This window comes from Acidovorax sp. ST3 (assembly GCF_003231145.1).
Lineage (GTDB): Bacteria > Pseudomonadota > Gammaproteobacteria > Burkholderiales > Burkholderiaceae_C > Acidovorax.
In genome coordinates this window covers 425,336-447,643 of record NZ_QKVP01000002.1, presented here as the reverse complement: position 1 = coordinate 447,643, position 22,308 = coordinate 425,336, and the positions used below count along the sequence as shown (strand labels likewise).

Annotated in this window: 19 protein-coding genes; 8 read left to right on the top strand and 11 right to left on the bottom strand. The window is 65.9% G+C overall.

Translation table 11 applies throughout. The features are described 5' to 3' along the window. Positions 1-25: 25 nt before the first annotated feature. Positions 26-1,009 carry a quinone oxidoreductase gene (locus tag DNK89_RS06950; RefSeq protein WP_110959476.1) on the top strand — a complete coding sequence of 328 codons (984 nt, stop codon included), beginning with the start codon at positions 26-28 and terminating at the stop codon, positions 1,007-1,009. Then, positions 1,006-1,839, top strand: a complete 834-nt coding sequence (locus DNK89_RS06945) for a DUF4743 domain-containing protein (RefSeq protein WP_110959475.1) — start codon at positions 1,006-1,008, stop codon at positions 1,837-1,839. Before DNK89_RS06950 ends, DNK89_RS06945 begins: the two co-directional genes overlap by 4 nt. Here the strand turns inward: DNK89_RS06945 and DNK89_RS06940 are convergent. Continuing rightward, positions 1,793-2,887 (bottom strand): SDR family oxidoreductase, encoded by a 1,095-nt coding sequence (locus tag DNK89_RS06940; RefSeq protein WP_110959474.1) that lies wholly within the window; start codon positions 2,885-2,887, stop codon positions 1,793-1,795. The genes DNK89_RS06945 and DNK89_RS06940 overlap by 47 nt on opposite strands. A 97-nt stretch (positions 2,888-2,984) precedes the next feature. On the opposite strand from DNK89_RS06940, the gene DNK89_RS06935 reads away from it, so the two are divergent. After that, a complete protein-coding gene (locus DNK89_RS06935) occupies positions 2,985-3,917 on the top strand; it encodes a LysR family transcriptional regulator (protein ID WP_110959473.1) in 933 nt (310 codons plus the stop codon). Positions 3,918-3,998: 81 nt separating this feature from the next. Here DNK89_RS06935 and DNK89_RS06930 read toward each other — a convergent pair whose 3' ends face one another. Beyond that, positions 3,999-4,922, bottom strand: coding sequence for a LysR family transcriptional regulator (locus DNK89_RS06930; protein ID WP_110959472.1), 924 nt, complete (start codon positions 4,920-4,922; stop codon positions 3,999-4,001). Positions 4,923-5,051: 129 nt separating this feature from the next. On the opposite strand from DNK89_RS06930, the gene DNK89_RS06925 reads away from it, so the two are divergent. Continuing rightward, positions 5,052-6,032 carry a bile acid:sodium symporter family protein gene (locus DNK89_RS06925; protein ID WP_110959471.1) on the top strand — a complete coding sequence of 327 codons (981 nt, stop codon included), beginning with the start codon at positions 5,052-5,054 and terminating at the stop codon, positions 6,030-6,032. 69 nt (positions 6,033-6,101) lie between these two features. Here the strand turns inward: DNK89_RS06925 and DNK89_RS06920 are convergent, their stop codons facing one another. The 4 genes from DNK89_RS06920 to DNK89_RS06905 all read right to left on the bottom strand — a co-directional run bounded on the left by DNK89_RS06920 (position 6,102) and on the right by DNK89_RS06905 (position 12,538). Then, positions 6,102-7,757 (bottom strand): Na/Pi cotransporter family protein, encoded by a 1,656-nt coding sequence (locus DNK89_RS06920; protein WP_015013072.1) that lies wholly within the window; start codon positions 7,755-7,757, stop codon positions 6,102-6,104. A gap of 229 nt (positions 7,758-7,986) precedes the next feature. Beyond that, on the bottom strand, positions 7,987-8,490 hold the full coding sequence (lspA, locus tag DNK89_RS06915) for a signal peptidase II (protein ID WP_110959470.1): 504 nt from the start codon (positions 8,488-8,490) through the stop codon (positions 7,987-7,989). Then, positions 8,490-11,375: an isoleucine--tRNA ligase gene (gene ileS, locus DNK89_RS06910; protein WP_110959469.1), complete on the bottom strand. Its 2,886-nt coding sequence runs from the start codon at positions 11,373-11,375 to the stop codon at positions 8,490-8,492. Before ileS ends, lspA begins: the two co-directional genes overlap by 1 nt. Positions 11,376-11,488: 113 nt before the next feature. After that, a complete protein-coding gene (locus DNK89_RS06905; protein WP_110959468.1) occupies positions 11,489-12,538 on the bottom strand; it encodes a bifunctional riboflavin kinase/FAD synthetase in 1,050 nt (349 codons plus the stop codon). A 255-nt stretch (positions 12,539-12,793) separates the two neighbouring features. On the opposite strand from DNK89_RS06905, the gene DNK89_RS06900 reads away from it, so the two are divergent. After that, a complete protein-coding gene (locus tag DNK89_RS06900; protein ID WP_015013076.1) occupies positions 12,794-13,351 on the top strand; it encodes an HNH endonuclease in 558 nt (185 codons plus the stop codon). 154 nt (positions 13,352-13,505) lie between these two features. On the opposite strand, the gene DNK89_RS06895 is transcribed toward DNK89_RS06900, so the two are convergent. The 4 genes from DNK89_RS06895 to DNK89_RS06880 form a co-directional block, all read right to left on the bottom strand. After that, positions 13,506-14,900 (bottom strand): alpha/beta fold hydrolase, encoded by a 1,395-nt coding sequence (locus tag DNK89_RS06895; RefSeq protein WP_110959467.1) that lies wholly within the window; start codon positions 14,898-14,900, stop codon positions 13,506-13,508. Between the two features lie 88 nt (positions 14,901-14,988). Next, positions 14,989-16,104, bottom strand: coding sequence for an acyl-CoA dehydrogenase family protein (locus DNK89_RS06890; protein WP_110959466.1), 1,116 nt, complete (start codon positions 16,102-16,104; stop codon positions 14,989-14,991). A gap of 24 nt (positions 16,105-16,128) precedes the next feature. After that, positions 16,129-17,310 (bottom strand): acyl-CoA dehydrogenase family protein, encoded by a 1,182-nt coding sequence (locus tag DNK89_RS06885; RefSeq protein ID WP_015013079.1) that lies wholly within the window; start codon positions 17,308-17,310, stop codon positions 16,129-16,131. Between the two features lie 45 nt (positions 17,311-17,355). Next, positions 17,356-18,057 carry a YceH family protein gene (locus DNK89_RS06880; protein WP_110959465.1) on the bottom strand — a complete coding sequence of 234 codons (702 nt, stop codon included), beginning with the start codon at positions 18,055-18,057 and terminating at the stop codon, positions 17,356-17,358. A 24-nt stretch (positions 18,058-18,081) separates the two neighbouring features. On the opposite strand from DNK89_RS06880, the gene purN reads away from it, so the two are divergent. Next, positions 18,082-18,663, top strand: coding sequence for a phosphoribosylglycinamide formyltransferase (gene purN / locus DNK89_RS06875; RefSeq protein WP_110959464.1), 582 nt, complete (start codon positions 18,082-18,084; stop codon positions 18,661-18,663). 90 nt (positions 18,664-18,753) lie between these two features. Here the strand turns inward: purN and DNK89_RS06870 are convergent, their stop codons facing one another. Continuing rightward, positions 18,754-19,008: a DUF1653 domain-containing protein gene (locus tag DNK89_RS06870; RefSeq protein WP_060984761.1), complete on the bottom strand. Its 255-nt coding sequence runs from the start codon at positions 19,006-19,008 to the stop codon at positions 18,754-18,756. A gap of 66 nt (positions 19,009-19,074) precedes the next feature. Between DNK89_RS06870 and DNK89_RS06865 the strand changes: the two genes are divergently transcribed. Continuing rightward, on the top strand, positions 19,075-20,928 hold the full coding sequence (locus tag DNK89_RS06865) for a M48 family metalloprotease (protein WP_110959463.1): 1,854 nt from the start codon (positions 19,075-19,077) through the stop codon (positions 20,926-20,928). Positions 20,929-21,031: 103 nt separating this feature from the next. Next, complete coding sequence (locus DNK89_RS06860) at positions 21,032-22,306, top strand: RsmB/NOP family class I SAM-dependent RNA methyltransferase (protein WP_110959462.1); 1,275 nt, start codon at positions 21,032-21,034, stop codon at positions 22,304-22,306. Positions 22,307-22,308 lie beyond the last annotated feature (2 nt).

Below are 22,308 nucleotides of genomic sequence, written 5' to 3'. Positions count from 1 at the left end.
ACCCCTTTTGAGGAGATTGATTGCCATGAGCCTTGCCGTACAGATCCGCCAGCACGGTGGTCCCGAAGAACTCCACATCGTTGACGTTCCCGTGGGCGAGCCCGGCCCCGGCGAAATCCGAATCCGCCACCACGCCATCGGCCTGAACTTCATCGACGTCTACCACCGCACGGGCCTGTACCCGCTGAACATGCCCGCCACCATCGGCATGGAAGGTGCCGGTGTGATTGAGGCCGTGGGCGAGGGCGTCACGCACCTGAAGGTGGGCGACCGCGCCGCTTACGCCAGCAACCCCCCCGGCGCCTACTGCGAAGTGCGCGTGATGCCCGCCAAATGCGTGTGCAAGCTGCCCGACGCGATCAGCTTCGAGACCGGCGCGGCCATGATGCTCAAGGGCCTCACGGCGCAATACCTGCTCAAGAAAACCCGGCCTGTGGAAGGCCTGCAGCCCGGCGACCATGTGCTGTTCCATGCTGCCGCAGGTGGCGTGGGGCTGATCGCATGCCAGTGGGCCAAGGCGCTCGGCCTGCAGCTCATCGGCACGGCGGGGTCCGATGCCAAGTGCCAGCTGGCGCTGGCCAACGGCGCGGCGCACGCCATCAACTACAGCACCGAGGACTTTGCGGCGCGCGTCAAGGAGATCACCGGCGGCAAGGGCGTGAAGGTGGTGTACGACTCGGTGGGCAAGGACACCTGGGACAAGTCGCTCGAATGCCTGCGCCCCTTCGGCTTGATGGCCAGCTTCGGCAACGCGTCCGGCCCGGTGGCACCGTTTGCGCCGGGCAGCCTGGGCGCCAAAGGCTCGCTGTACGTCACGCGCCAGACGCTGTTCACCCACATCGCCTCGCGCGAGGCCACGCAAGCCATGGCGGACGACCTGTTTGCCGTGGTTGCCAGTGGGCAGGTCAAGATCCACATCGACCAGCGCTACCCGCTGGCCGACGTGCAGCAGGCCCACCGTGACCTGGAAGCACGCAAGACCACCGGCTGTACCATCCTCACGCTGTGAGCGCGGCTGCACAGGCGCCCACGTTCGATCAGTGGCTGGCAGGGGCACGCCAGGCGGCGCAGCAGCCCCCGGCCCTGCCGCGCCAGCCGCTGGTGGTGGCGGGGCAGGTAGTGGGCTCGGTGGCGCCGGGTTTTTTCAGTCAAATCAGCCTGCAGCGCTTGATGGATAAGCGCTACCAGCTATCAGAAGCAGAGCATTCTCAGGGCCTTGCTTGGCATTTGCAGGCACCGCCCACCGACACCACCGATGCCCTCAACACCCTGGCCGCCGCGCTGCGCGATGCGGGCCAGTGTGGCCCGTGGCGCGACGAGCAGCTGGCAGTGACCAACCTGGCCGGCGAGGTCATCGGCACCGTGGAGCGCGGGGCGGTGCGCGTGCTGGGCGTGGCCACCCGTGCCGTGCATCTGGTGGGCCTGGCGCCCGACGGGCGCATGTGGGTGCAAAAGCGCTCCCTGACCAAACCCAACAACCCCGGGCTGTGGGACACGCTGATGGGCGGCATGGTCTCGGCGGCCGACTCGCTGCCGCAGGCCCTGGCCCGCGAAACTTGGGAAGAGGCCGGTTTGCGGGTCGAGGCATTGGCCGACGTGGCGCACGGGGGGCAGGTGCTGTTCAGCCGCCCCAGTCGCGAGGGCGGGGGCGCGGGCTTCATGGTCGAACGTATCGATTGGTTCCGCGCGCAGGTGCCCCAGGGCATGGAGCCCGACAACCAGGACGGTGAGGTCGAGCGTTTTGACCTGCTGCCTCTGGAGGTGGTCCGCGAGCGGGTCGCCCAAGGGGCGTTCACGCTGGAAGCCGGGCTGGTGATTGCGGGGTTTCTGGGGGTGTAGTTGCCCGTGCAGCGTGAGGGCTGCCGCTGTGGCTGGCGCTGGAGGGCAGGCAGCCCAGGCCCTGCAAGGCGGCCTGCACTGCGTCGTCCAGCGGGGTGTGGGGCTCCTCGCCCAGCACCGTCCGCAGCCGGTCGTTGGCCATGCGCACGGGCTGCTGCCACAGGTAGCGCATCTCGCGCATCTCCCGCAAGGTGGTTACGAACGGCGAGGCCAGCGTGACCAGCCACCAGGGAAACGCCTGCACGCGCGGCGCTTGGCCGCCCTGCGCCACCACTGCACGGCCAATGGCGGCCGCCATCTGCGTGCCGTCGGCATCCCAATGCCCGGCCAGGTGAAAGTGGGCAAACGCGGGCAGCTCGGCGCGCCGCTCCAGCAGCAGCACCATGGCGCGCGCCACGTCGGGCAGGTACGACCACTGGTGCCCGATGCCGGGTGCGCCTGGCTGCTTCACCGTGGTCACCGGTCGTCCTGGCTGGACCAGGCCCTGCGCAAACCAGCTGTTGCCCGCCTGCGGCCCGAAGAAGTCGCCCGCGCGCACGATGATCACGCGGCATGTCTCCTCCAGCGGGTGCGGCACGGTGGCTTGCTGCAGGCGACGCTCCAGCTCCACCCGCAGGGCGCCTTTGCGTGTGCGGGGGTGCTGAGGGGCGTCTTCGTGCAGCACCGGGAAGGCGTCCGGCCCGTAGTTGTAGACGGTGCCCGGCAGCACCACCGTGGCCCCGTGTGCGCGGGCCGCTGCAATCGTGTTGTCGATCATCGGCAGCACCAGCTCGTTCCAGCGTCGGTAGCCGGGCGGGTTGACCGCGTGCACGATCACCTGGCAGCCCGTGGAAGCAGCCATCACATCGGCGCGGATCATCGCGTCGCCCCGAACCCAGGTGAACCCGTCGCGCTGCTCTCTGGCCTGCGCTGCATTGCGGTGCATTGCCACCACCTCCCACCCCCGGTCACGCAGCTGGCGCGCCACCTCGCCGCCAATGCCGCCGGTGGCGCCCAGAACCAGTACCTTGGGGCGGCTGCCGATGGGGTTGTTGGGGTTGTTGCTCATCGCGATGCTCCTTCAAAAACTATGGATGGAGGCAGTGTCTGCGCCCCAGCAATTCAATGGAATTGCTGAAAATGAGTGGGTGGCTATACATTTATGTATGGATCAACCGAATCGCCATGACATTGGCTGGGAGCTGTACCGCTCGTACCTCGGCGTGCTGCGGGAGGGCTCCCTGTCGGGCGCCGCGCGGGCGCTGGGCGTGACACAGCCCACCGTGGGCCGCCACATTGCTGCGCTGGAGCAGGCCCTGGGGCTGGTGCTTTTCACCCGGTCGCAGCAGGGCCTGTTGCCCACCGAGGCCGCGCTGGCCCTGCGCAGCTACGCGGAAGCCATGGGCCACTCTGCGGCAGCCCTGGTGCGCGCGGCGGACAGCCAGGGCGACGGCGTGCGCGGCACGGTGCGCGTGAGCGCCAGCGAGGTGATGGGGGTCGAGGTGCTGCCGCCCCTCCTGGCACAGTTGCAGGCCGAGCACCCCGCATTGACGGTGGAGCTGATGCTGAGCAACCGCGTGCACGACCTGCTGCAGCGCGAGGCCGACATCGCCATCCGCATGACCGAACCCCGGCAGGACGCGCTCATCGCCCGCCGCGTGGGCACCATCCCGCTGGGGCTTTACGCCCATCCGAGCTACATCGCCGCCCATGGCACGCCCGCCACCCTGGCGGAGCTGGCGCACCACCGCCTGATTGGCTTCGATGCCGAAACCCCGTTTCTGCGCGCGGCGCAAAAGGCCCTGCCCGCGTGGCGGCGAGACCGGTTTGCCGTGCGCAGCGACAGCGACGTGGCGCAGCTCGCCTTCATCCGCGCTGGCGCCGGCATAGGCATCTGCCAGGACGCATTGGCCCGCCGCAGCGCCCCCGCGCTGGTGCGGGTGCTGCCGCAGCAGCTCCAATACGGGCTGGAGACCTGGGTGGTGATGCACGAGGACCTGCGCACCAGCCCGCGCTGCAAGCACACGTTCGATGCGCTGGTGGTGGGGCTGGAGCGGTACCTTGTCGAAGGACTGGGCAGCGACGCATCGGCCGATTAGTCCGCTGAATCGGAATGGGGGGGAAGGCTGCGATCTATTGGGCAGCTGAAGATGCCCATGGAGGTACGTTAGGGGCTTCTTTCAACGGCCTTTGCTGCCAAGAGCCGGCACGCCATTGCGCTGCACAGCCACCGCCTTCACCAGATCCCACGCCGCTTGCGCCACAGGCGAGAGCGCGCGGTGCTTCCGGTGCACCAGCATGATCTCCCGGTCCACGCGCGGCACCAGGGGGCGTACCGCCAGCCGTGCCAGGCCTTCGGGCGGCAGGGCCAAGGTGGGGATCACCGAGATGCCCAGGCCTGCGTCCAGCATGCGAAAGATGGTGGTGGGGTGGCCAACCTCCTGGGCCACCGTGCAGGCCACACCATGCTCGGCCAGGGCGCGGTCGATCAGGCGGCGGCTACCGGAGTCGTGGTCCAGCAGCACCAGTGCTTCGCCCTGCAGGTCGGTCCAGCGCACCTGGCGTTTGTCCGCCAGCCGGTGGCTGGGTGGGCAGGCCAGGCAGAAGGGTTCGGTCAGGATGGTCTCGCAGTGAAGCGCTTCGCGCTCGCTGGGGTCGATGACCACGCCAAAGTCCACCTCGCCCGAAAGCACGCTGGCCAGCACCGCGCTCTGGATGCGGTCCAGCAGCACCAGCTCCAGCCCGGGCAGGGTGCGCTGGCATTCGGCGATGCAGTCGGGCATGAGGTTGGCCGACAGCGTGGGGCTGCTCGCCACGCGCACGCGTCCGCGTCGCTCGGTGGCCATTTCCCGCACGTCCAGCAGCGTGTTCTCCAGCTCTTCCAGCACGCGGGGTAAGCGGGCCGACAGGCGCTGGCCCGCGTCCGTCAGCGTCACCTCGCGCGTGGTGCGGTTGAGCAGCTTCAGACCCAGCTGGGCTTCCAGCTCGGTGATGCAGCGGCTCACGGCCGGTTGGGTGAGGCCCACCGCATCGCCGGTGCGGCTGAAGTTGCGGGTGGCGGCCACCGACTGAAACACGTGCAGCTGGCGCAGGGTGATATTCATGCGCTCGAATCATAAATCCATCAGAGAAATCCATTTCTCTTTGGAATCGGGCTGCGGTCCAATGCGTGTCTTCGGGGTTTGTGTGCCCCACGTTTCTGCATTTTTTGCGCTGCCGCTGCGCTGTCACCCATGGCCCGTTCCCGCTTCCTTCCTGACAACTTCACCCTGGCCTTGCTGGGCACCGTCACCCTTGCCAGCGTGTTGCCCGCGTCGGGCGTAGCGGCCCAGGCGCTGGAGGGCATCACCGTGGCGGCCGTGGCGCTGCTGTTCTTCTTGCACGGGGCCAAGCTCTCGCGCGATGCCATCGTGGCGGGGCTCTCGCACTGGCGGCTGCACCTAGTGGTGGTGGGCACCACGTTTGTGCTGTTCCCGCTGCTGGGCTGGGCGCTGCGGCCCGTGCTGCTGCCGCTGGTCACGCCTGGGCTTTACACCGGCATCCTGTACCTGTGCGTGCTGCCCGCCACGGTGCAGTCGGCCATCGCGTTCACGGCCATGGCGCGCGGCAACATGCCGGCGGCCATCTGCAGCGCGTCGGCATCGACCCTGCTGGGCATCGTGATCACGCCGCTGCTGGTGGGGCTGCTGCTGCCCGAGGCACAGCAGCAGGCGGGCGCCGCCCAGCACGACACGCTGGCCAACATCGGCCGCATCACCTTGCAGTTGCTGGTGCCCTTTGTGGCGGGCCACCTGCTGCGTCCGTGGATTGGCGGTTTTGTGCAGCGCCGGGCGGCAGCGCTCAAGCTGGTGGACCAGGGCTCCATCCTGCTGGTGGTGTTCACCGCCTTCAGCGCAGCGGTGGTCGAGGGGCTGTGGCGGCAGTTGCCTGCGTCTGCGTTGCTGGGCCTGGTGGTGGCGTGCGCCGTGCTGCTGACACTGGCGCTGGTGACCACTACCTGGGTCGCGCGGCGCATGGGGTTCTCCAAGGAGGACGAAATCACGCTGGTGTTCTGCGGCTCCAAGAAGAGCCTGGCCAGCGGCGTGCCCATGGCCAAGGTGCTGTTTGCATCGCATGCGGTGGGCGCCATCGTGTTGCCCATCATGGTGTTCCACCAGATGCAGCTGATGGTGTGTGCGGTGCTGGCGCAGCGCTATGCGCGGCGCAGTGCGTAGGCAACCAGGCTGCTATCTTTTGTATAGCTGCAGGCGCATGAAGAACATGCGCCTGCGGCCCAAAAGGCTTCAACTCTGCTCGTTGAGCGTGCGCAGGCGGCTGGGCGCCAGGGCACCGGCCGATTCCAGGATGGGGTAGGCCACCGAGCACAGCAGCGAGTTGATGCGCTTGAGTTCGCTGATCAGGTCGATGTGCAGTGAGCTGGTCTCGATGCTCTGCACCGTGTTGTCGGACAGGCGTGCGAGGTGGGTGGCCGAATAGGCGTGTTCCAGGTCGCGGAACCGGGCTTTTTCTTCCAGCAGCTTTTGTGCGTCGCGCACGCTGCCGTTCAAGAACACGCTCATTGCCAGCCGCAGGTTGTCGATCAGGCGGGCGTGCAGCTCATTGATCTCTTCCATGCCCGCCTCGGAGAACTGACGGCCCTTCTTGATCTTCTTGTCCTCGATGTCGATCAGCACGCGCTCGATGATGTCGCCGATCTGCTCCATGTTGATGGTGAAGCTGATGATGTCGGCCCAGCGGCGGCCCTCGCGCTCGTCCAGGGCCTCGCGCGAGATCTTGGTCATGTAGTACTTGATGGCCGAGTACAGGCCGTCCACCTCGTCATCGAGCTTGCGCAGGTCTTCTGCCAATTGCAGGTCGTCCGTGCGGATCACTTTGTGCAGGCCCAGCAGCATCGATTCGACCACGTCGGCCTGGTGCAGGGCTTCGCGTGCCGCGCACGAGATGGCGAGGGACGGCGTGGCCAGGGCGGAGGGGTCCAGATGCTGGGGGCGGGTGCCTGCAGCAGCCTGTGCCTTTTCCACCGGCAGCAGGCGCTGCACGGCCCGCGCCACCGTACCTGTCAGGCCAATGCAGACGATGCCCACCACGATGTTGAAGGCCAGGTGGAACAGCACCACCAGGGCGGCGGTTTCGGGCACGTAGGGCCGCACATGCTGCAGCCACAGGCCGGTGAGCGGCGTCATGATGAGCACGCCGATGATCTTGAAGAACAGGTTGCCCAGGGGCACCTGGCGTGTCTGCACGTTGGACTTCATGGTGGTCAACACGGCGAGCACGCCGCTGCCCAGGTTGGCGCCCAGCACCAGTCCCAGCGCCACATCGGCCGGAATACCGCCCGAGCCTGCCAGCGCCGCCGTGAGCAGCACGGTGGCAAGGCTGGAATACGCCACGATGGCCAGAATGGCACCGGTAAAGATCTCCAGCAGCAAATCGCTGGTGAGCGCTCCCAGCAGCGTGCGCACGGTGGGCGACTGGGTGAGCACCGTGGTCGATTCGGTGATGAGGCGCAGCGCCAGTAGCATCAGCCCCAGGCCGATCAACACGCGGCCCACGCGGCCCACGGCGGTGTCCTTGCGCGAGATGAACAGCACCACGCCCACAAAGATGAACAGGGGCGACAGCCAAGAAAGGTCCATGGAGAACACCACGGCCATCACGCTGGTGCCCACGTCGGCGCCCAGCATCACGGCCAGCGCCGCAGGCAAGCCCACCAGGCCCTGGCCCACAAAGGACGACACGATGAGTGCGGTGGCGGTGCTGGACTGCACCACGGCCGTCACGCCAATGCCGGACAGCACGGCAGTAAACCGGCTGCTGACGCTGTGCGCAATCAGCTGGCGCAGGTTGGCGCCGAACACGCGCAGGATGCCGGTGCGCACCAGATGGGTGCCCCAGATCAGCAGCGCCACGGCTGCCAGGAGATTGAGGAGATGCTTCATGAAAACCGTTGTTTCTTCTTCTTGTGATGGGCGCAAACCCTGCAATGACCAGACCCAGAGGCCAATGCAAGAAGCGCGCGCACCGGTCTGTCATAAAACTGACACATAAGCATACTCCTGATTCCATAGCGCCGGAGCAGATGCCCATGTCGGCGCTGGGTGCGTTGCTCCGCACAAACAGCACGGCCCGCATGCAGCGGGCCGTTCAGGGGGTAAAGCCAGTGGGGCCTCAGCGCTCGCGCCGTACCCGCAGCAGCTCGTCCAGGATCAGGCAGGCCGCACCCACGGTAATGGCCGAGTCGGCCAGATTGAACGACGGGAAGTACCAGCCCGCATAGTGGAACTGCAAGAAGTCCACCACATAGCCGTGCATGAGCCGGTCCACCACGTTGCCCACTGCGCCACCCAGAATGCTGGACAGCGCAAAGCTGAACAGCTTCTGGCCCGGGTGCGCGCGCAGCTGCCACACGATGAAGATCGTGGCCGCCACGCCGATACCGGTGAACAGCCAGCGCTGCCAGCCGCCCGCGTCCGACAAGAACGAGAACGCTGCGCCGGTGTTGTGCGCGCGCACGATGTTGAAGAAGCTGGTGATGAACGTGGAGTCGCCCAGCTGGTAGTGGTTGAGGATCAGCGTCTTGGTGATCTGGTCGGCGCCCATCAGCAACACCGCCCATGCCAGCCAGGGCCACATGCCCACGCCGGTACGACCGGCTTGTGTAGAGCGCGCCATCACGCGTGTGCCCGGCTTTCGCCGTCGCCATACAGGTTGCTGGTGCAGCGGCCGCAGATGGTGGGATGGGCGGCGTCGCTGCCCACATCACTGCGGTAGTGCCAGCAGCGTTCGCATTTGGTATCAGAACTGGGCTTGACGCTGATCTGTAAAGCGCTACCAGCTACCAAATCGATAGCGGATGTGATGAACACGAATTTCAGGTCATCGCCCAGGCTGGCCAGCAGCGCATGGTCCTCGGGCGCAGCCGTCAGCGTGACCGTCGCCTGCAGCGAGGAGCCCACCTGGCCCGCAGCGCGCAGGGCCTCGATCTCCTTGTTCACCGCATCGCGAATCTCGCGGATGCGCGACCACTTGGCCAGCAGGCCCTCGTCGGCACCGGCACCCACGCCCGCCACGTTGCCGTAGGTCTCCAGGAAGATGGAGTCGGAGCTGCCGAACACCTTCCAGGCCTCTTCCGCCGTGAACGAGAGGAATGGCGCCATCCAGCGCAGCATGGCGTGCGTGATGTTGTAGAGCGCTGTCTGCGCACTGCGGCGCGCCAGGCTCTTGGGCGCCGTGGTGTACAGGCGGTCCTTGAGCACGTCCAGGTAGAAGCCGCCCAGGTCTTCAGAGCAGTACAGCTGCAGCTTGGCCACTACCGGGTGGAACTCGTAAACCTTGTAGTGGGCCAGCACCTCGGCCTGGAACTCGGACGCGCGGGTGAGTGCGTAGCGGTCGATCTCCAGCATCTGCTCGAACGGCACGGCGTCCTTGGCCGGGTCAAAGTCGCTCACGTTGGCCAACAAAAAGCGCAGCGTGTTGCGAATGCGGCGGTAGGCATCCACCACACGCGCCAGGATCTTCTCGTCGCCCGCAATGTCGCCGGAGTAGTCGCTCGCGGCCACCCACAGGCGGATGATTTCAGCGCCCAGCTTCTTGTTGATCTCTTGCGGGTCGATGCCGTTGCCCAGCGACTTGCTCATCTTGCGGCCCTGGCTGTCCACGGTAAAGCCGTGGGTCAGCAGGCCGCGGTACGGCGCACGGCCTTCCAGCGCCGAGGCCAGCAGCAGCGAGCTGTGGAACCAGCCGCGATGCTGGTCATGGCCTTCGAGGTACAGGTCGGCCTCGGGGCCCGTGTCGTGGTGCACCTCGGGGTGCGTGCCGCGCAGCACGTGGCTGAAGGTGGAGCCGGAGTCGAACCACACTTCCAGGATGTCGGTGCTCTTGGTGTAATGCGGCGCGTCTTCAGCGCCCAGGATTTCTTCGGTCGTCACACGGCTCCAGGCCTCGATGCCACCCTTTTCGACGATGTCGGCCGCCTGGTCCATGATTTCCATGGTGCGCGGGTGCAGTTCGCCCGAATCCTTGTGCAGGAAGAACGGGATGGGCACGCCCCAGCTGCGCTGGCGCGAGATGCACCAGTCGGGCCGGCCGGCGATCATGTCGTGCAGGCGGGCTTTGCCGTTCTCGGGGTAGAAGCTGGTGTGCTCGATCGCATCGAGCGCGATCTGGCGCAGCGTCTTGGCGGGCTTCATGCCTGCTTTAGTGAACACGCCTTCGCCTTCGTCCATGCGGATGAACCACTGGGCAGCCGCGCGGTAGATCACGGGCGTCTTGTGGCGCCAGCAGTGCGGGTAGCTGTGCGTGATGTCCTTGGTGGTCATCAGGCGGCCCGCGTTGCGCAGGGCCTCGATGATGACGGGCACTGCCTTCCAGATGTGCTGGCCGCCAAACAGCGGGAAGTCGGCCGCGTAGGTGCCGTTACCCTGCACGGGGTTCAGGATCTCGTCGAGCGCCATGCCATGCGCGCGGCAGGAGTTGAAGTCTTCCAGGCCATAGGCGGGCGACGAGTGCACGATACCCGTGCCGTCATCGGCCGTGGCGTAGTCGGCCAGGTACACGGGCGACAGGCGGCGGTAGCCGAAGCTGCCGTCTTCGCTGGCCACGTCGTACAGGGGGTGTTCAAACTCCAGCCCGCCCAGGTTCTTGCCCAGGGTGGTGGCCAGCACGCTGCCGGTGACGCCGTAGCGCTCTAGGCACGAGGCCACCAGCGGCTCGGCCACGAGCAGGATGCGTTCACCCGCGTCCACCAGCGCGTAGGTGATTTCGGGGTTCAGGTTCAGCGCCTGGTTGGCGGGGATGGTCCAGGCGGTGGTGGTCCAGATGACCACGAAGGCGTCCTTGGTCAGTGCAGGCAGACCAAAGGCGGCCGCCAGCTTGGCCGGGTCGTGCGACTTGAAGGCCACATCCAGCGTGGTGCTCTTCTTGTCCTGGTACTCGATCTCGAACTCGGCCAGCGAACTGCCGCAGTCAAAGCACCAGTACACGGGCTTGAGGCCCCGGTATACAAAGCCGCGCTCCATCACGCGCTTGAACGCGCGGATTTCACCCGCCTCGTTGGCGGGATTCATGGTCTTGTAGGGGTTGTCCCATTCGCCCAGCACGCCCAGGCGCTTGAAGTCCACCATCTGCTGCGCGATCTGCTCCGTGGCAAACGCGCGGCTCTTGGCCTGCATGTCGTCGCGGCTCAGGTTGCGGCCGTGTTTCTTCTCGATGGCGTTTTCGATCGGCAGGCCGTGGCAGTCCCAGCCTGGCACGTACAGCGCGTCAAAGCCTTCGAGCTGGCGCGCCTTGGTGATCATGTCCTTGAGGATCTTGTTCACCGCATGGCCCATGTGGATCTGGCCGTTGGCGTAAGGCGGGCCATCGTGCAGGATGAACTTGGGCGCGCCCCGGCGGGCGTCGCGCAGGCGCTTGTAGATGCCCTTGTCTTCCCAGTCCTTCACCCAACCCGGCTCGCGCTTGGGCAGGTCGCCGCGCATGGGGAAGGGGGTGTCGGGCAGGTTCAGGGTGCCGCGGTAATCCGGAGCAGTGGAGGTGGGCGTGCTGGCGTTGTCGGACATGAGGGAGCCTTAAAACGGGGCATTCCGGGGCAGGCCCGGAGCAATGCGGGGAAACAGGGAGCGAAACGCGAGAGGTGTCGGGCCTGCAGGGCAGGCGCTGCGCAGGCAGCCCCCTAAATTCGGTCGCGCGTGGTCTGACGCCGGGTCTCGGTGTGATTGGGGGCGTGGGCCGATGCAAAGTAGGCGCGCGCATCCGCACAGTCTTTGGCAATGCCCGCTGTCAGGGCGTCCAGACCGTCGTACTTCAGCTCGTCGTGCAGTTTGTGCAGCAGTTCCACGCGCACGATTTTACCGTACGCCCCTTCGGCACCCAGTTCGGCGGGCCAGTGCAGGCAATGGGTTTCGAGCAGCACGCGGCCGCCGTTCACGTCATTGGGGTCCAGCGAGGGGCGCACACCCAGGTTGGCCACACCCGGCAAGGGCTCGCCCGCGAGACCATGCACCAGCACGGCAAAGATGCCGCTGGCGGCGGGTTTCCAGTGCGCAAACCGCAGGTTGAGGGTGCGAAAGCCGTCGCCCGCGCCTTCCGCCGTGGCGCCCAGCTCGCGCCCCAGCTTGCGGCCATGCACCACATGGCCGCTGATGGTGTAGGGCCGCCCCAGCAAGCGCGCTGCTGCCTCCATGTCGCCTGCGGCTAGCGCCTGGCGCACGGCGGAGCTGGACACGCGCAGCCCATGCACCTCGTAGCTGTTCATGCGAGCCACGTCAAAACCTTGGGCTTGCCCGGCGGTGTCCAGCATGGCGTAGTCGCCCGCGCGCTGGCGGCCGAAGCGGAAATCGTCACCCACCAACACATAGCGTGCACCCAGACCGCGCACCAGCACTTCATCGATGAAAGCGTCGGGCGACTGGGCGGCCAGCCGCGCGTCAAACGGCAGCACCACAGTCTGCTGCACTCCGCAGCGGGCCAGCTCGGTGAGCTTGTCGCGCAAGGTGCCTATGCGGGCTGGGGCCAGCTCCGGCTTGTGGTGGGCCCCGGCAAAGTAGTCGCGCGGGTGGGGCTCGAAGGTGAGCACGCAGCTTTCCACGCCCCGGTGGGCCGCCTCGCTGTTCAGCAGGGCCAGCATGGCCTGATGCCCCCGGTGCACGCCATCGAAGTTGCCGATGGTCAGTGCACAGGCATCGGCAATACCCGGGTGGTGGAATCCGCGAAAGATCTTCATCGGTTTGTTATCTTTTTGATAGCGCCATGCGCAGGTCCATCAAGCGCAGGACGCCAATTTGTCACAAAAAGAGTATATTGTGACCCACGGCTGGCCCCGCGCAGGGCTGCCCGCGAGACATCTGCGTTCAGAATCCTTTCGGACTTGCGCAAATCGGGATGCAACAACCGCCTTTACGTTGGGGCGAGCCACTTGCCAGAGTCCTGTATTGCGGAAGTCATGTCCTTGTGTACTTTGTGTTCCAGGAGGCGTGTTTTGAAGGTCTTGAAGCTCTCAGCCCAAGGGCTGCCCCAATCGTGGATTTCACTCGAACAGGCGGTGATTCATTACGCCGCCGGGGAAGTGCGCTGGGAGTCCGGCGGCCAGATTGCCCGGTTCCGGGGCGGGTACAACGCCATATCGGGTGAGCAATCGGTGATCGCCATCAACAGCATCATCGGCACCAAGGGCGTGCCCAGCATCAACCCGTTCGAGCTCAAGCCCAGCCTGACCAACAGCAAGCTCTTTGCCCGCGACCGCAATGTGTGCGCCTACTGCGGTGGGCGTTTTCACGAAGAGGACCTCACGCGCGAGCACATCGTGCCGTTCGCGCGCAACGGCCAGGACCACTGGATGAACGTGGTCACGGCCTGCCGCCCCTGCAACCACCGCAAGGGGCCGCGCACCCCGGAGCAGGCGCACATGCCGCTGCTGTACGCGCCCTATGTGCCCAGCCTGTGGGAGGACTTCATCCTGCGCAATCGGCGCATCCTGGCCGATCAGATGGAATTCCTCATGGCCCATGTCCCCAAGTCTTCACGGCTGTTGGCTTAGTTGGGGGAGTGGCCAATACGACCCTTCTGGCGTCGTTGCTCCGTCTTGCCGTACTAGGCGTACTGTCTGCGACGGAGCGCCTAGCAATAAGGGCCGTCTTGACCCCTCTTGGGGGGGCTGAGAAGAATGTGGATACTGCCCAGCGCCCTGTCCTTCAATACGTCAATTCCAAAAACACCAGGTGGCCGCTGGCCGCAGGCCAAGTCTGGCCCACCAAGCGCTCGCCATTGAACTCTGCCGCAATAGCGCGCACGCCGCCCGCAGGCTTGACCTTGGCAGATGCAACACCGGCCCCAGCGGGCACCCCGGCCGGCACTGCGCCGTCCAGCAGCATCTTGTCGCGCGCCGGATCCAGGTAGCCGCGCGGGCGGGTCATGGTCACGACGCTGTCGGCGCCCTTGTCCGCATCGGCCATGCGCTCTGCGCGCAGGTGGATGAGGTCGCTGCTGCGCGGGAAACCGCTGCGGTAGATGTGGGTGGTCGCATAGCCCGGTGCGGTGATCACGAACTCGATGGGTGCGCCGGGTGCAACCGCCAGCGGACCCCATTGACCATCAGCCCCCACCGTTTTGCGCAGCAAAGGGTTGCCTTTGCGGGCGCCGGTGGCAGGGTCGGTGGCGTACACCTCCAGCTGTGCGCCCGCCAGCGGCAGGTTGTTGCTGAAGTTGCCGGTTTTGGGGTCGGCGGAATCCACGCCCAGGCCCGTGATCTTGCCGTTCAGCACCACAGATTTTTCTGCAGCGATCTCGGTGCGTGTTGGTGCCTTGCCGGTGATGAAGCGGTAGGTGGCTTCAAACGCTGCGGGGGAGTACGACGTCTCGCGGTGGTCGATGCGCGGAATCACCACGTTGGTGGCGCCCTTGAGTTCGGGGCCTGCGGCGGTCACGTTGGTGGCCGTACCTTTCTGGCCGATCCACAGGCCGTCGGGCTGGGCGAACTTGTCGTTGTTGTCCGAGCGGATGGTCATCCATTTCACCGGGCCGCTCACTTCGTCGCCCGCTGCGTTCTTGGGGGCGTTCAGTGCTTTGAGGAAGGGACCGGTGCCGGAAAATTCGTTGCCTTCACGGAACCCCGGGATCGCCCACACGCCGTGGTTGGGGGTGCCGCCCAGGATGGCGTGGCTCACGGTCTTGTCGCCGCCGCCGTTGTAGATGTAGTTGCGGATGGCGTTGCCGCCGCGTGAGTTGCCCACCAACACGACCTGGCGGGCGCCCGTGGTCTTGAGCACCTTGTCCACTTCGGCCTTCAGGTAGGCCATGTGCTCTGCGGCCGATGTGCGGCCTGCCTGGGGCTTGGCGTCCTCATCGCGCGACAGCGGGTAGGGCACGTCGATGGCGTGCAGGCGCTCGCGGGGCCAGCCGTTCGATTCGAACCGCCACACGGTGGTTTGCCACAGCGCAGCGGTGTCGCCGTTGCCGTGCACAAAGACGATGGGCGGTGCCTCGGCCGGGCTGGGGCTTTGGGTGGCGCAGCCAGCCAGGGCGAGGGTGGTCGCCGCAGCGGTGGCCAGCAGGAGAGATCGGCGTTGCAGCCAGAGTATGTTGTTCATGAAGCTGTCTCCAGAAAGAAAAAATGCCCGTGGACCAGTGAATCCACGAGCATCGTTGATGGCTGTGACGCGCCTGCGTCAGTGACCGTCAGGCAAACACGCCTGCGGTGTCTTGCATGCGGGCGGACACTTCACCCAGGTGGTGCAGCGTGTCGCCAAAGGTCACTTCCAGCTGCGTGAGCTTCTTGAAGTAGTGGCTCACGATGTATTCGTCCGTCACGCCGATACCACCGTGCAGCTGCACAGCCTGCTGGCCCACAAAGCGCATCGACTGGCCCAGCTGCACCTTGGCGCGGGCCATGGCGGCGCGGCGTTCTTCGGCAGGGGCGCCGAGCTTGAGGCTTGCGTAGTAGCTCATCGAGCGGGCCAGCTCCAGCTGCATCTTCATGTCGGCCACGCGGTGGCGCAGCGCCTGGAAGCTGGAGATGAACACGCCGAACTGCTTGCGCTGGTTCATGTATTCGACGGTGATGGCCACGGTCTTGTCCATCACGCCCACGGCTTCGGCGCAGGCGGCGGCGATGCCGGTGTCCACGGCCAGTTCCAGCGCAGCTAGGCCGTCGGTGGTGATGAGCGTGGCGGGGGCGTTGGCCAGGTGCACCTCGGCGGCGCGGCTGCCGTCTTGCGTGACGTAACCCTGCGTGGTCACGCCGCTCGCAGTGCGTTCGACCAGGAAGAGGGCGATCTTTCCGTCCAACTGCGCAGGCACGATGAAGGCGTCCGCCTTGTCACCCGCAGGCACTACGCTTTTGATAGCTGTTACCGCATATCCTGATTGCGCTTTAGCTGCTTTTGCTTCGCAAACATCCAGGCGGTAGCGCGCCTTGCGCTCCTGTTGGGCCAGCACCACCAGGGCTTCGCCACTGGCCACGCGGGGCAGCCAGGGTCCTTGCACTTCGGCGGGTGCGTAGTGCGACAGCACGCTGCTGGCGATGAAGGCCTGGGCGATGGGCTCCAGCACAATGCCACGGCCCAGTTCCTCGGCCACTACCATCGCGTCGATGGCTCCCTGGCCCATGCCGTCGTGCGCTTCGGGCACGGTGAGGGCCGTGAGGCCCAGCTCGGCCAGTTCGTTCCAGGCGGTGCGGTCAAAACCGCCGACGGCCACGGCAGCGCGGCGGCGCTCGAACGTGTAGCCCTTATCCACCCACTTGCGCACGGCGTCGCGCAGTTGTTCCTGGTCGTCAGAAAAATCGAAATCCATGTTCTTGTCTCCTGGAACTTGGGATCAGCCGAGGACGGTCTGAGCCACGATGTTGCGCTGCACTTCGTTGGAACCACCGTAAATGGTGGTCTTGCGCAGGTTGAAGTAGGTGGATGCCAGCGGTGCGTTGGCGGTGACGCCGCCGGGGAAGTTGCCCTGCCAGCCGGCTTCCATGGCCTCTTCGATGAAGGGCATGGCAAAGGGGCCTGCGGCCAGCATCATCAGCTCGGCATAGCGCTGCTGGATCTCGCTGCCCTTGATCTTGAGCAGGCCCGCGATGTCCAGCGAGTTCTTGCCCGACTTCTCGGCCGACAGTACGCGCAGCACCAGCATTTCCAGCGCCACGATGTCGACTTCGAGCAGGGCGATCTGGTCGCGGAAGCGCAGGTCGTCCCACACGCCTTCGGTCTTGGCGATGCGCTTGAGGCGCTCCAGCTCGCGCTTGCTGCGGTTCACGTCGGCGATGTTGGTGCGCTCGTGGCTCAGCAGGTGCTTGGCGTAGGTCCAGCCCTTGTTCTCTTCACCGATCAGGTTCTCGGCGGGCACTTCGACGTTGTCGAAGAACACTTCGTTCACTTCGCACTCGCCATCGAGCAGCTTGATGGGGCGCACGGTCACGCCCTTGGACTTCATGTCCACCAGCAGGAAGGATATGCCGGTCTGGGGCTTGCCCTCGGTGCTGGTGCGCACAAGGTTGAACATCCAGTCGCCGTGCTGGCCCAGGGTGGTCCAGGTCTTCTGGCCGTTGACGATGTACTTGTCGCCCACGCGCTCGGCGCGGGTCTTGACGCTGGCTAGGTCCGAGCCCGAACCGGGTTCGCTGTAACCCTGACTCCACCAGACTTCGCCGCTGGCGATGCCGGGCAAGAAGCGCTTTTGCTGCTCGGCATTGCCAAACGCCATGATCACCGGGGCCACCATCACCGGGCCGAACGGCACGATGCGTGGCGCGCCCGCCAGGGCGCATTCCTCTTCAAACAGGTGCTTTTGCACGGCTGTCCAGCCGGGGCCGCCGAACTCCTTGGGCCAGCCAAAGCCCAGCCAGCCCTTTTTTCCCAGGATCTTGGCCCAGCCCTGCATGTCTTCGCGGGTCAGGCGCAGGGCGTTGTGCACCTTGTGCGAAATTTCCTTGGGCAGGTTGGCGTGAACCCAGGCGCGAATCTCTTCGCGAAACGCCTGTTCTTCGGGGGTAAATGCGAGATCCATCGGTTTGTCTCCAAGTGATCCGCATTTGTAGCACGGTCGTTCGTTTTATTCCTGTCCGGGTGGCGACATTGGACTGAACTCAGGGGAAATGCCCAGCTTGGCGCACAGCCGCTGCACGGTGTTGCGCAGGCTTGCCACCTCAGCCTCCAGGGCGTCCACGCGGGTCTGCAGTGCGGTCGAAGGGCTGGCGCCCGCGCCGCCTGAGGGGGCCGGGCTGGCGGAGGTATCCACCGGCCCGCACAGCAGGTGCGCCCAGCGCTGCTCGCGGGCGCCGGGCGCGCGGGGCAGCTGCACGACCAGCGGGCCGCCTTTTTCGGCGCTGCGCTCCTGCAGCTCGTCCAGAAACGCCTCGACCGAGGAGATGTCCGCAAACCGGTACCAGCGCTCGGCGTTGATGCGCAACTCGCCGGCGGTCTGCGGGCCGCGCAGCATGAGCAGGCCCAGCAGCACGGCTGATTGCTCGGGCACACCCACGCCGCGTTGAAAGTTGTGCTCCCAGCGCGTGGTGCGGTTGCCGCTGCTCTCAAACGCCAGCGTCAGCAGCTTGAGCGAATCCAGCGCCTCCTGCGCCTCGGCGTCGCTCAGGGTCATCACCGGGTCACGGCTGGTTTTCTGGTTGCAGCCGGTGACCAGGCCGTTGAGCGACATGGGGTAGCTGTCGGGCACGGTGCGCGCCTTCTCCATCAGGGTGGCCAGCACGCGGGCTTCGTTGGGGGTGAGGGGGCGGGTTGCAGGATCAAAAGGCATGGCTGGGATAATCCGGGGCAATTTATGAAGAACATCGTCATTCTGATCTCTGGCGGCGGCTCCAACATGTCCACCATCGTCCGGACTGCTCAGCAGGAGCACTGGGAGCAGCGCTACGGCGCCCGCGTGGCGGCCGTCATCAGCAACAAACCGGATGCTGCGGGGCTCGTGTTTGCGCGGGAGCAGGGCATCGCGACGGAGGTACTGGACCACAAGGCCTTTGCCAGCCGCGAGGCGTTCGATGCCGAGCTGGCCGCAACCATCGACCGACACCAGCCAGCGCTGGTGGTGCTGGCAGGGTTCATGCGCATCCTGACGCCCGCATTTGTGGCGCACTACGCGGGGCGGCTCATCAACATCCACCCCTCGCTGCTGCCCGCCTTTACCGGGCTGCACACGCACCAGCGCGCCATCGATGCAGGCTGCAAATTTGCCGGGGTGACCGTTCACCAGGTGACGGCAGAGCTGGATGTGGGGCCCATCCTGGACCAGGCCGTGGTGCCAGTGCTGCCGGGTGACACCGCCGAGACGCTGGCTGCCCGGGTGCTGACCCAGGAGCATGTGATCTACCCGCGCGCCGTACGGGCGCTGATTCAGACGCTGTAGCTAACACCCGGCTGCAGCGATCTAGTTGCTATTGAAAATATAGCGTAAAGCGCTTTTCGGACGGGCGCTGAAACCGCTTTAGGGTGCCAACTATACGGGCGCCGTCCCCTCTGCGCATTTCTGGAAGCGGGGCTGCAGCACCCCGTCGATCAGTACCAACTCCTCAAACATGGCGGCGGGCCGCACCCACAAGCCACGCTGGCCGTACAGCGCGCGGTACAGCGTCATGGGTTCCAGCGTTTCGCTGTGGCGCACGGTGTCGATCACTTCATAGAGCATGCCCTTGTAGTGGCGGTACAGGCCGGGTGGCGTGCGGATGAGTTCGGGCAGGTCGTCGTCGGTCATGGTGCTGCGGTGGCGTGAGTGGTTAGGATGGCGGCTGAAAAAAATCAACCAGAGTGAGGGAAGTCCGTGGACCAGGCAGATTTTGTGCACATGGTGCGCATGAGCGAGCATGCCAGCGCCGACAACAGCCGTGCGTACCGCCGCAGTGTGGCTGCGTTTGCGGCGTTGGGTTATGCCTGGGTGCTGGGGTGTCTGGCGCTCGCTGTGGGTATTTTGTTGTGGGTGGTGCCCCAGTTGCTCCATGGGCGCTTTCGGTTGGCGATGGTTTGGGCCTTGCTGGGGGCCGGAGGTCTGCTGTGGGTCAGCCTGCGTGCGCTGTGGGTGCGGTTTGATGCGCCGGAGGGGGTGGAAATTACTGCGCTGGACGCGCCCGACCTGTTTGAAGCGCTGGCGCGCATCCGCCGCAAGATCAAGGGCCCGCCCATTCACAAGGTCACGTTGACCGACGAGTTCAATGCCAGCATCCAGCAGTTGCCGCGTTACGGCCTGCTGGGTGGGGCGGTCAACCACCTGAGCATTGGCTTGCCCCTGCTGATGGCGCTGGACCGGCCACGTTTTCTGGCGGTGCTGGCGCACGAGTACGGCCATCTGCGGGGTGACCACGGCCGCTTTGCTGCATGGATCTACCGCACCCGCCTGTCGTGGATGCGCCTGAACCACAGCCTGGCCGACGATGAGGGGCCGGTGGCTGCTGCCACGCAGCTGTTCATGCGCTGGTACTTTCCGCGGTTTTCAGCGAAGACCTTTGCACTGGCCCGCCAGGACGAATACGAGGCCGACCGCATCGCTGGCAAGCTACTGGGCCGCGAAGTGACCGCTGCGGCCTTGGCCGAGATCGAGATCCGGGGTGCCTGGCTGCAGGCGGAGTTCTGGGGCAACCACTGGTGTGCAGCGGCGGGCAACCCGTTGCCGGTGGGTCCCTACCGCAGCATGCGCCGCGCCTTGGCCAAAGCCCCTGATGCCGCCTTTGCCAATGACGCCCTGCGCCAGGCGCTCAAGCGTCTGAGCAATCTGGACGACACCCACCCCAGCCTGCGCGACCGCATCGAGGCACTGGACGCCACGCCCACCCTGCCGGAATGGTCGCGCGGCAACGCGCTGGCCCTGCTGGGTCCGGATGCCAAACGCTGGGTGGCGCATTTCGACAAGCAATGGTGCCGCGACAACGCCAGCGAATGGAAGCAGCACCACGCCTGGCTGGGGCGCGTGCGCGCACGCGCCGATGCCCTGGGTGCATCGACGGCACAGAGCAGCGCCGCCGACCTGGTGGAACTGGCCCGCCTGAAGCGCCATCTGGACCCGCATGCCGATGTCCGTTCCCTGTACGAGCTGGCCCTGCAGCGCAGCCCCGAATACCCTGCCGCGCTGCGCGGGCTGGTGCCCTGCCTGGCAGAGGAGGATCGGGAGGGCAAGCTGCAGCTGCTGCACCGCCTGTGGGAAACAGGCAGCAGCGACCGCTACTGGGCTGCACGCACGGCATTGGCCGAACTGGAGACCCCACGCCTGGGGCTGGACCACGATGCGGCCGCTTTCAAGCAATGGCGCAAGCGGCTGGAGCGCGCGCAAGAATCCGAAGAGCGGGCCTGGGAAGAGCTGTCGGGCACCTCGTTCTTCAGCCAGATCGTGCGGCATGACCTCAGCTCGTTCGAGCTGGCGGAGCTGCAGTCCGAGCTGGCCCGCTGCGCACCGCTGGCGCGCTGCTGGCTGGTGCGCAAGAACCTGCGCGAATACCCCCAGCGCAGGGCCTACCTGGTGTTTGTCGAGTTGCCGGGCATGGACGATGAAAGCCGCTACCACCTGTGCCGCGCGCTGGAGCGCAACCTGAGCCTGCCGGGCCCCGCGCTGGTGCTGTGGGCGGGTGAGTCGCCGACACTGCAGCAGATCGAGCGCTCGGCGTTCGAGCCGATCTATAGCAGCTGACGACCTGGCCGCGCGTGGAGCGGCTTGCTCGTGGACTTGCGGCTGTCGCTCTGGGCGGGTAGGGGGATACCGATAGCGCGGCGGGGAATGGGACAATCGCAGGATGCATCCCAAAGTTTTTCTCGACGCCTGCGCCGAACTGGTCAGGCTCACCCTCACGTTTGAACACCCCGCCGACGCGGTGGTGTCACGATTCTTCCGCGACAACCGGGGCCTGGGGCCGCGCGAGCGCGCTACGCTGGCGGAAACGGTCTACACCGTGCTGCGCAAAAAGCTGCTGTTTGACCACATGGCCCCCTCGGGCTCGGGGCCCAAGGAGCGCCGGCTGGCCATCCTTGGGTTTCATGGTCCGCGTGATTTCCTCAAGAGCGCCCTGACCGAGCAGGAAAAAAAATGGCTCGACCAGTGCGATGCGGTCACGGTGGACGACCTGATGGAGCGCCATCGCCACAACCTGCCCGAATGGCTGGTTAAACCCCTCAAGGACCAATTGGGCGACGGCTTCTGGCCGCTGGTGGAAAGCCTGGCGCAGAGCGCACCGCTGGATCTGCGTGTCAACGCACTCAAGGACAAGCGCGCCGACGTGCAAAAGGAGCTGGCCAAAGCGGGCATCAAGGCGCATCCCACGCCGTATTCACCCTGGGGCCTGCGCATTGATGACAAGCCTGCGCTGACCAAGCTGGACGCCTTCACACGCGGCGCCATCGAGGTGCAAGATGAAGGCTCGCAGCTACTGGCTCTGCTGCTGGATGCCAAGCGCGGGGAGATGGTGGTGGATTTTTGTGCCGGGGCCGGGGGCAAAACCCTGGCCATTGGCGCCAGCATGCGCAATACCGGGCGGTTGTATGCGTTTGACGTGTCGGGCCACCGGCTGGATGCGCTGAAACCCCGCCTGGCCCGCAGCGGCCTGTCGAACGTGCACCCCGCCGCCATCGCCCATGAGCGCGATGACCGTGTCAAACGCCTGGCCGGCAAGATCGACCGCGTGCTGGTGGACGCGCCCTGTTCGGGGCTGGGCACCTTGCGACGCAACCCGGACCTCAAATGGCGCCAGTCGCCCAAGGCCGTCGAAGAACTGGTGGCCAAGCAGACGTCCATCCTGGACAGCGCGGCCCGCCTGCTCAAGCCGGGCGGCCGCTTGGTGTACGCCACTTGCAGCATCCTGCCGCAAGAAAACGAGGCCATTGCCGAGGCGTTCAGTGCCGCCCATCCGGACTTCCAGTTGTTGGACGCCAGCGAGCTGCTGGAGCAACTCAAGGTCGAAGGCGCCAAGGGTTTGTGCAGTGGCGGTGCATCGGGCAGTAGTTATTTGCGCCTGTGGCCCCATCTGCACCAGACTGACGGATTCTTTGCGGCCATCTGGGCCAAGAAGGACTGAAA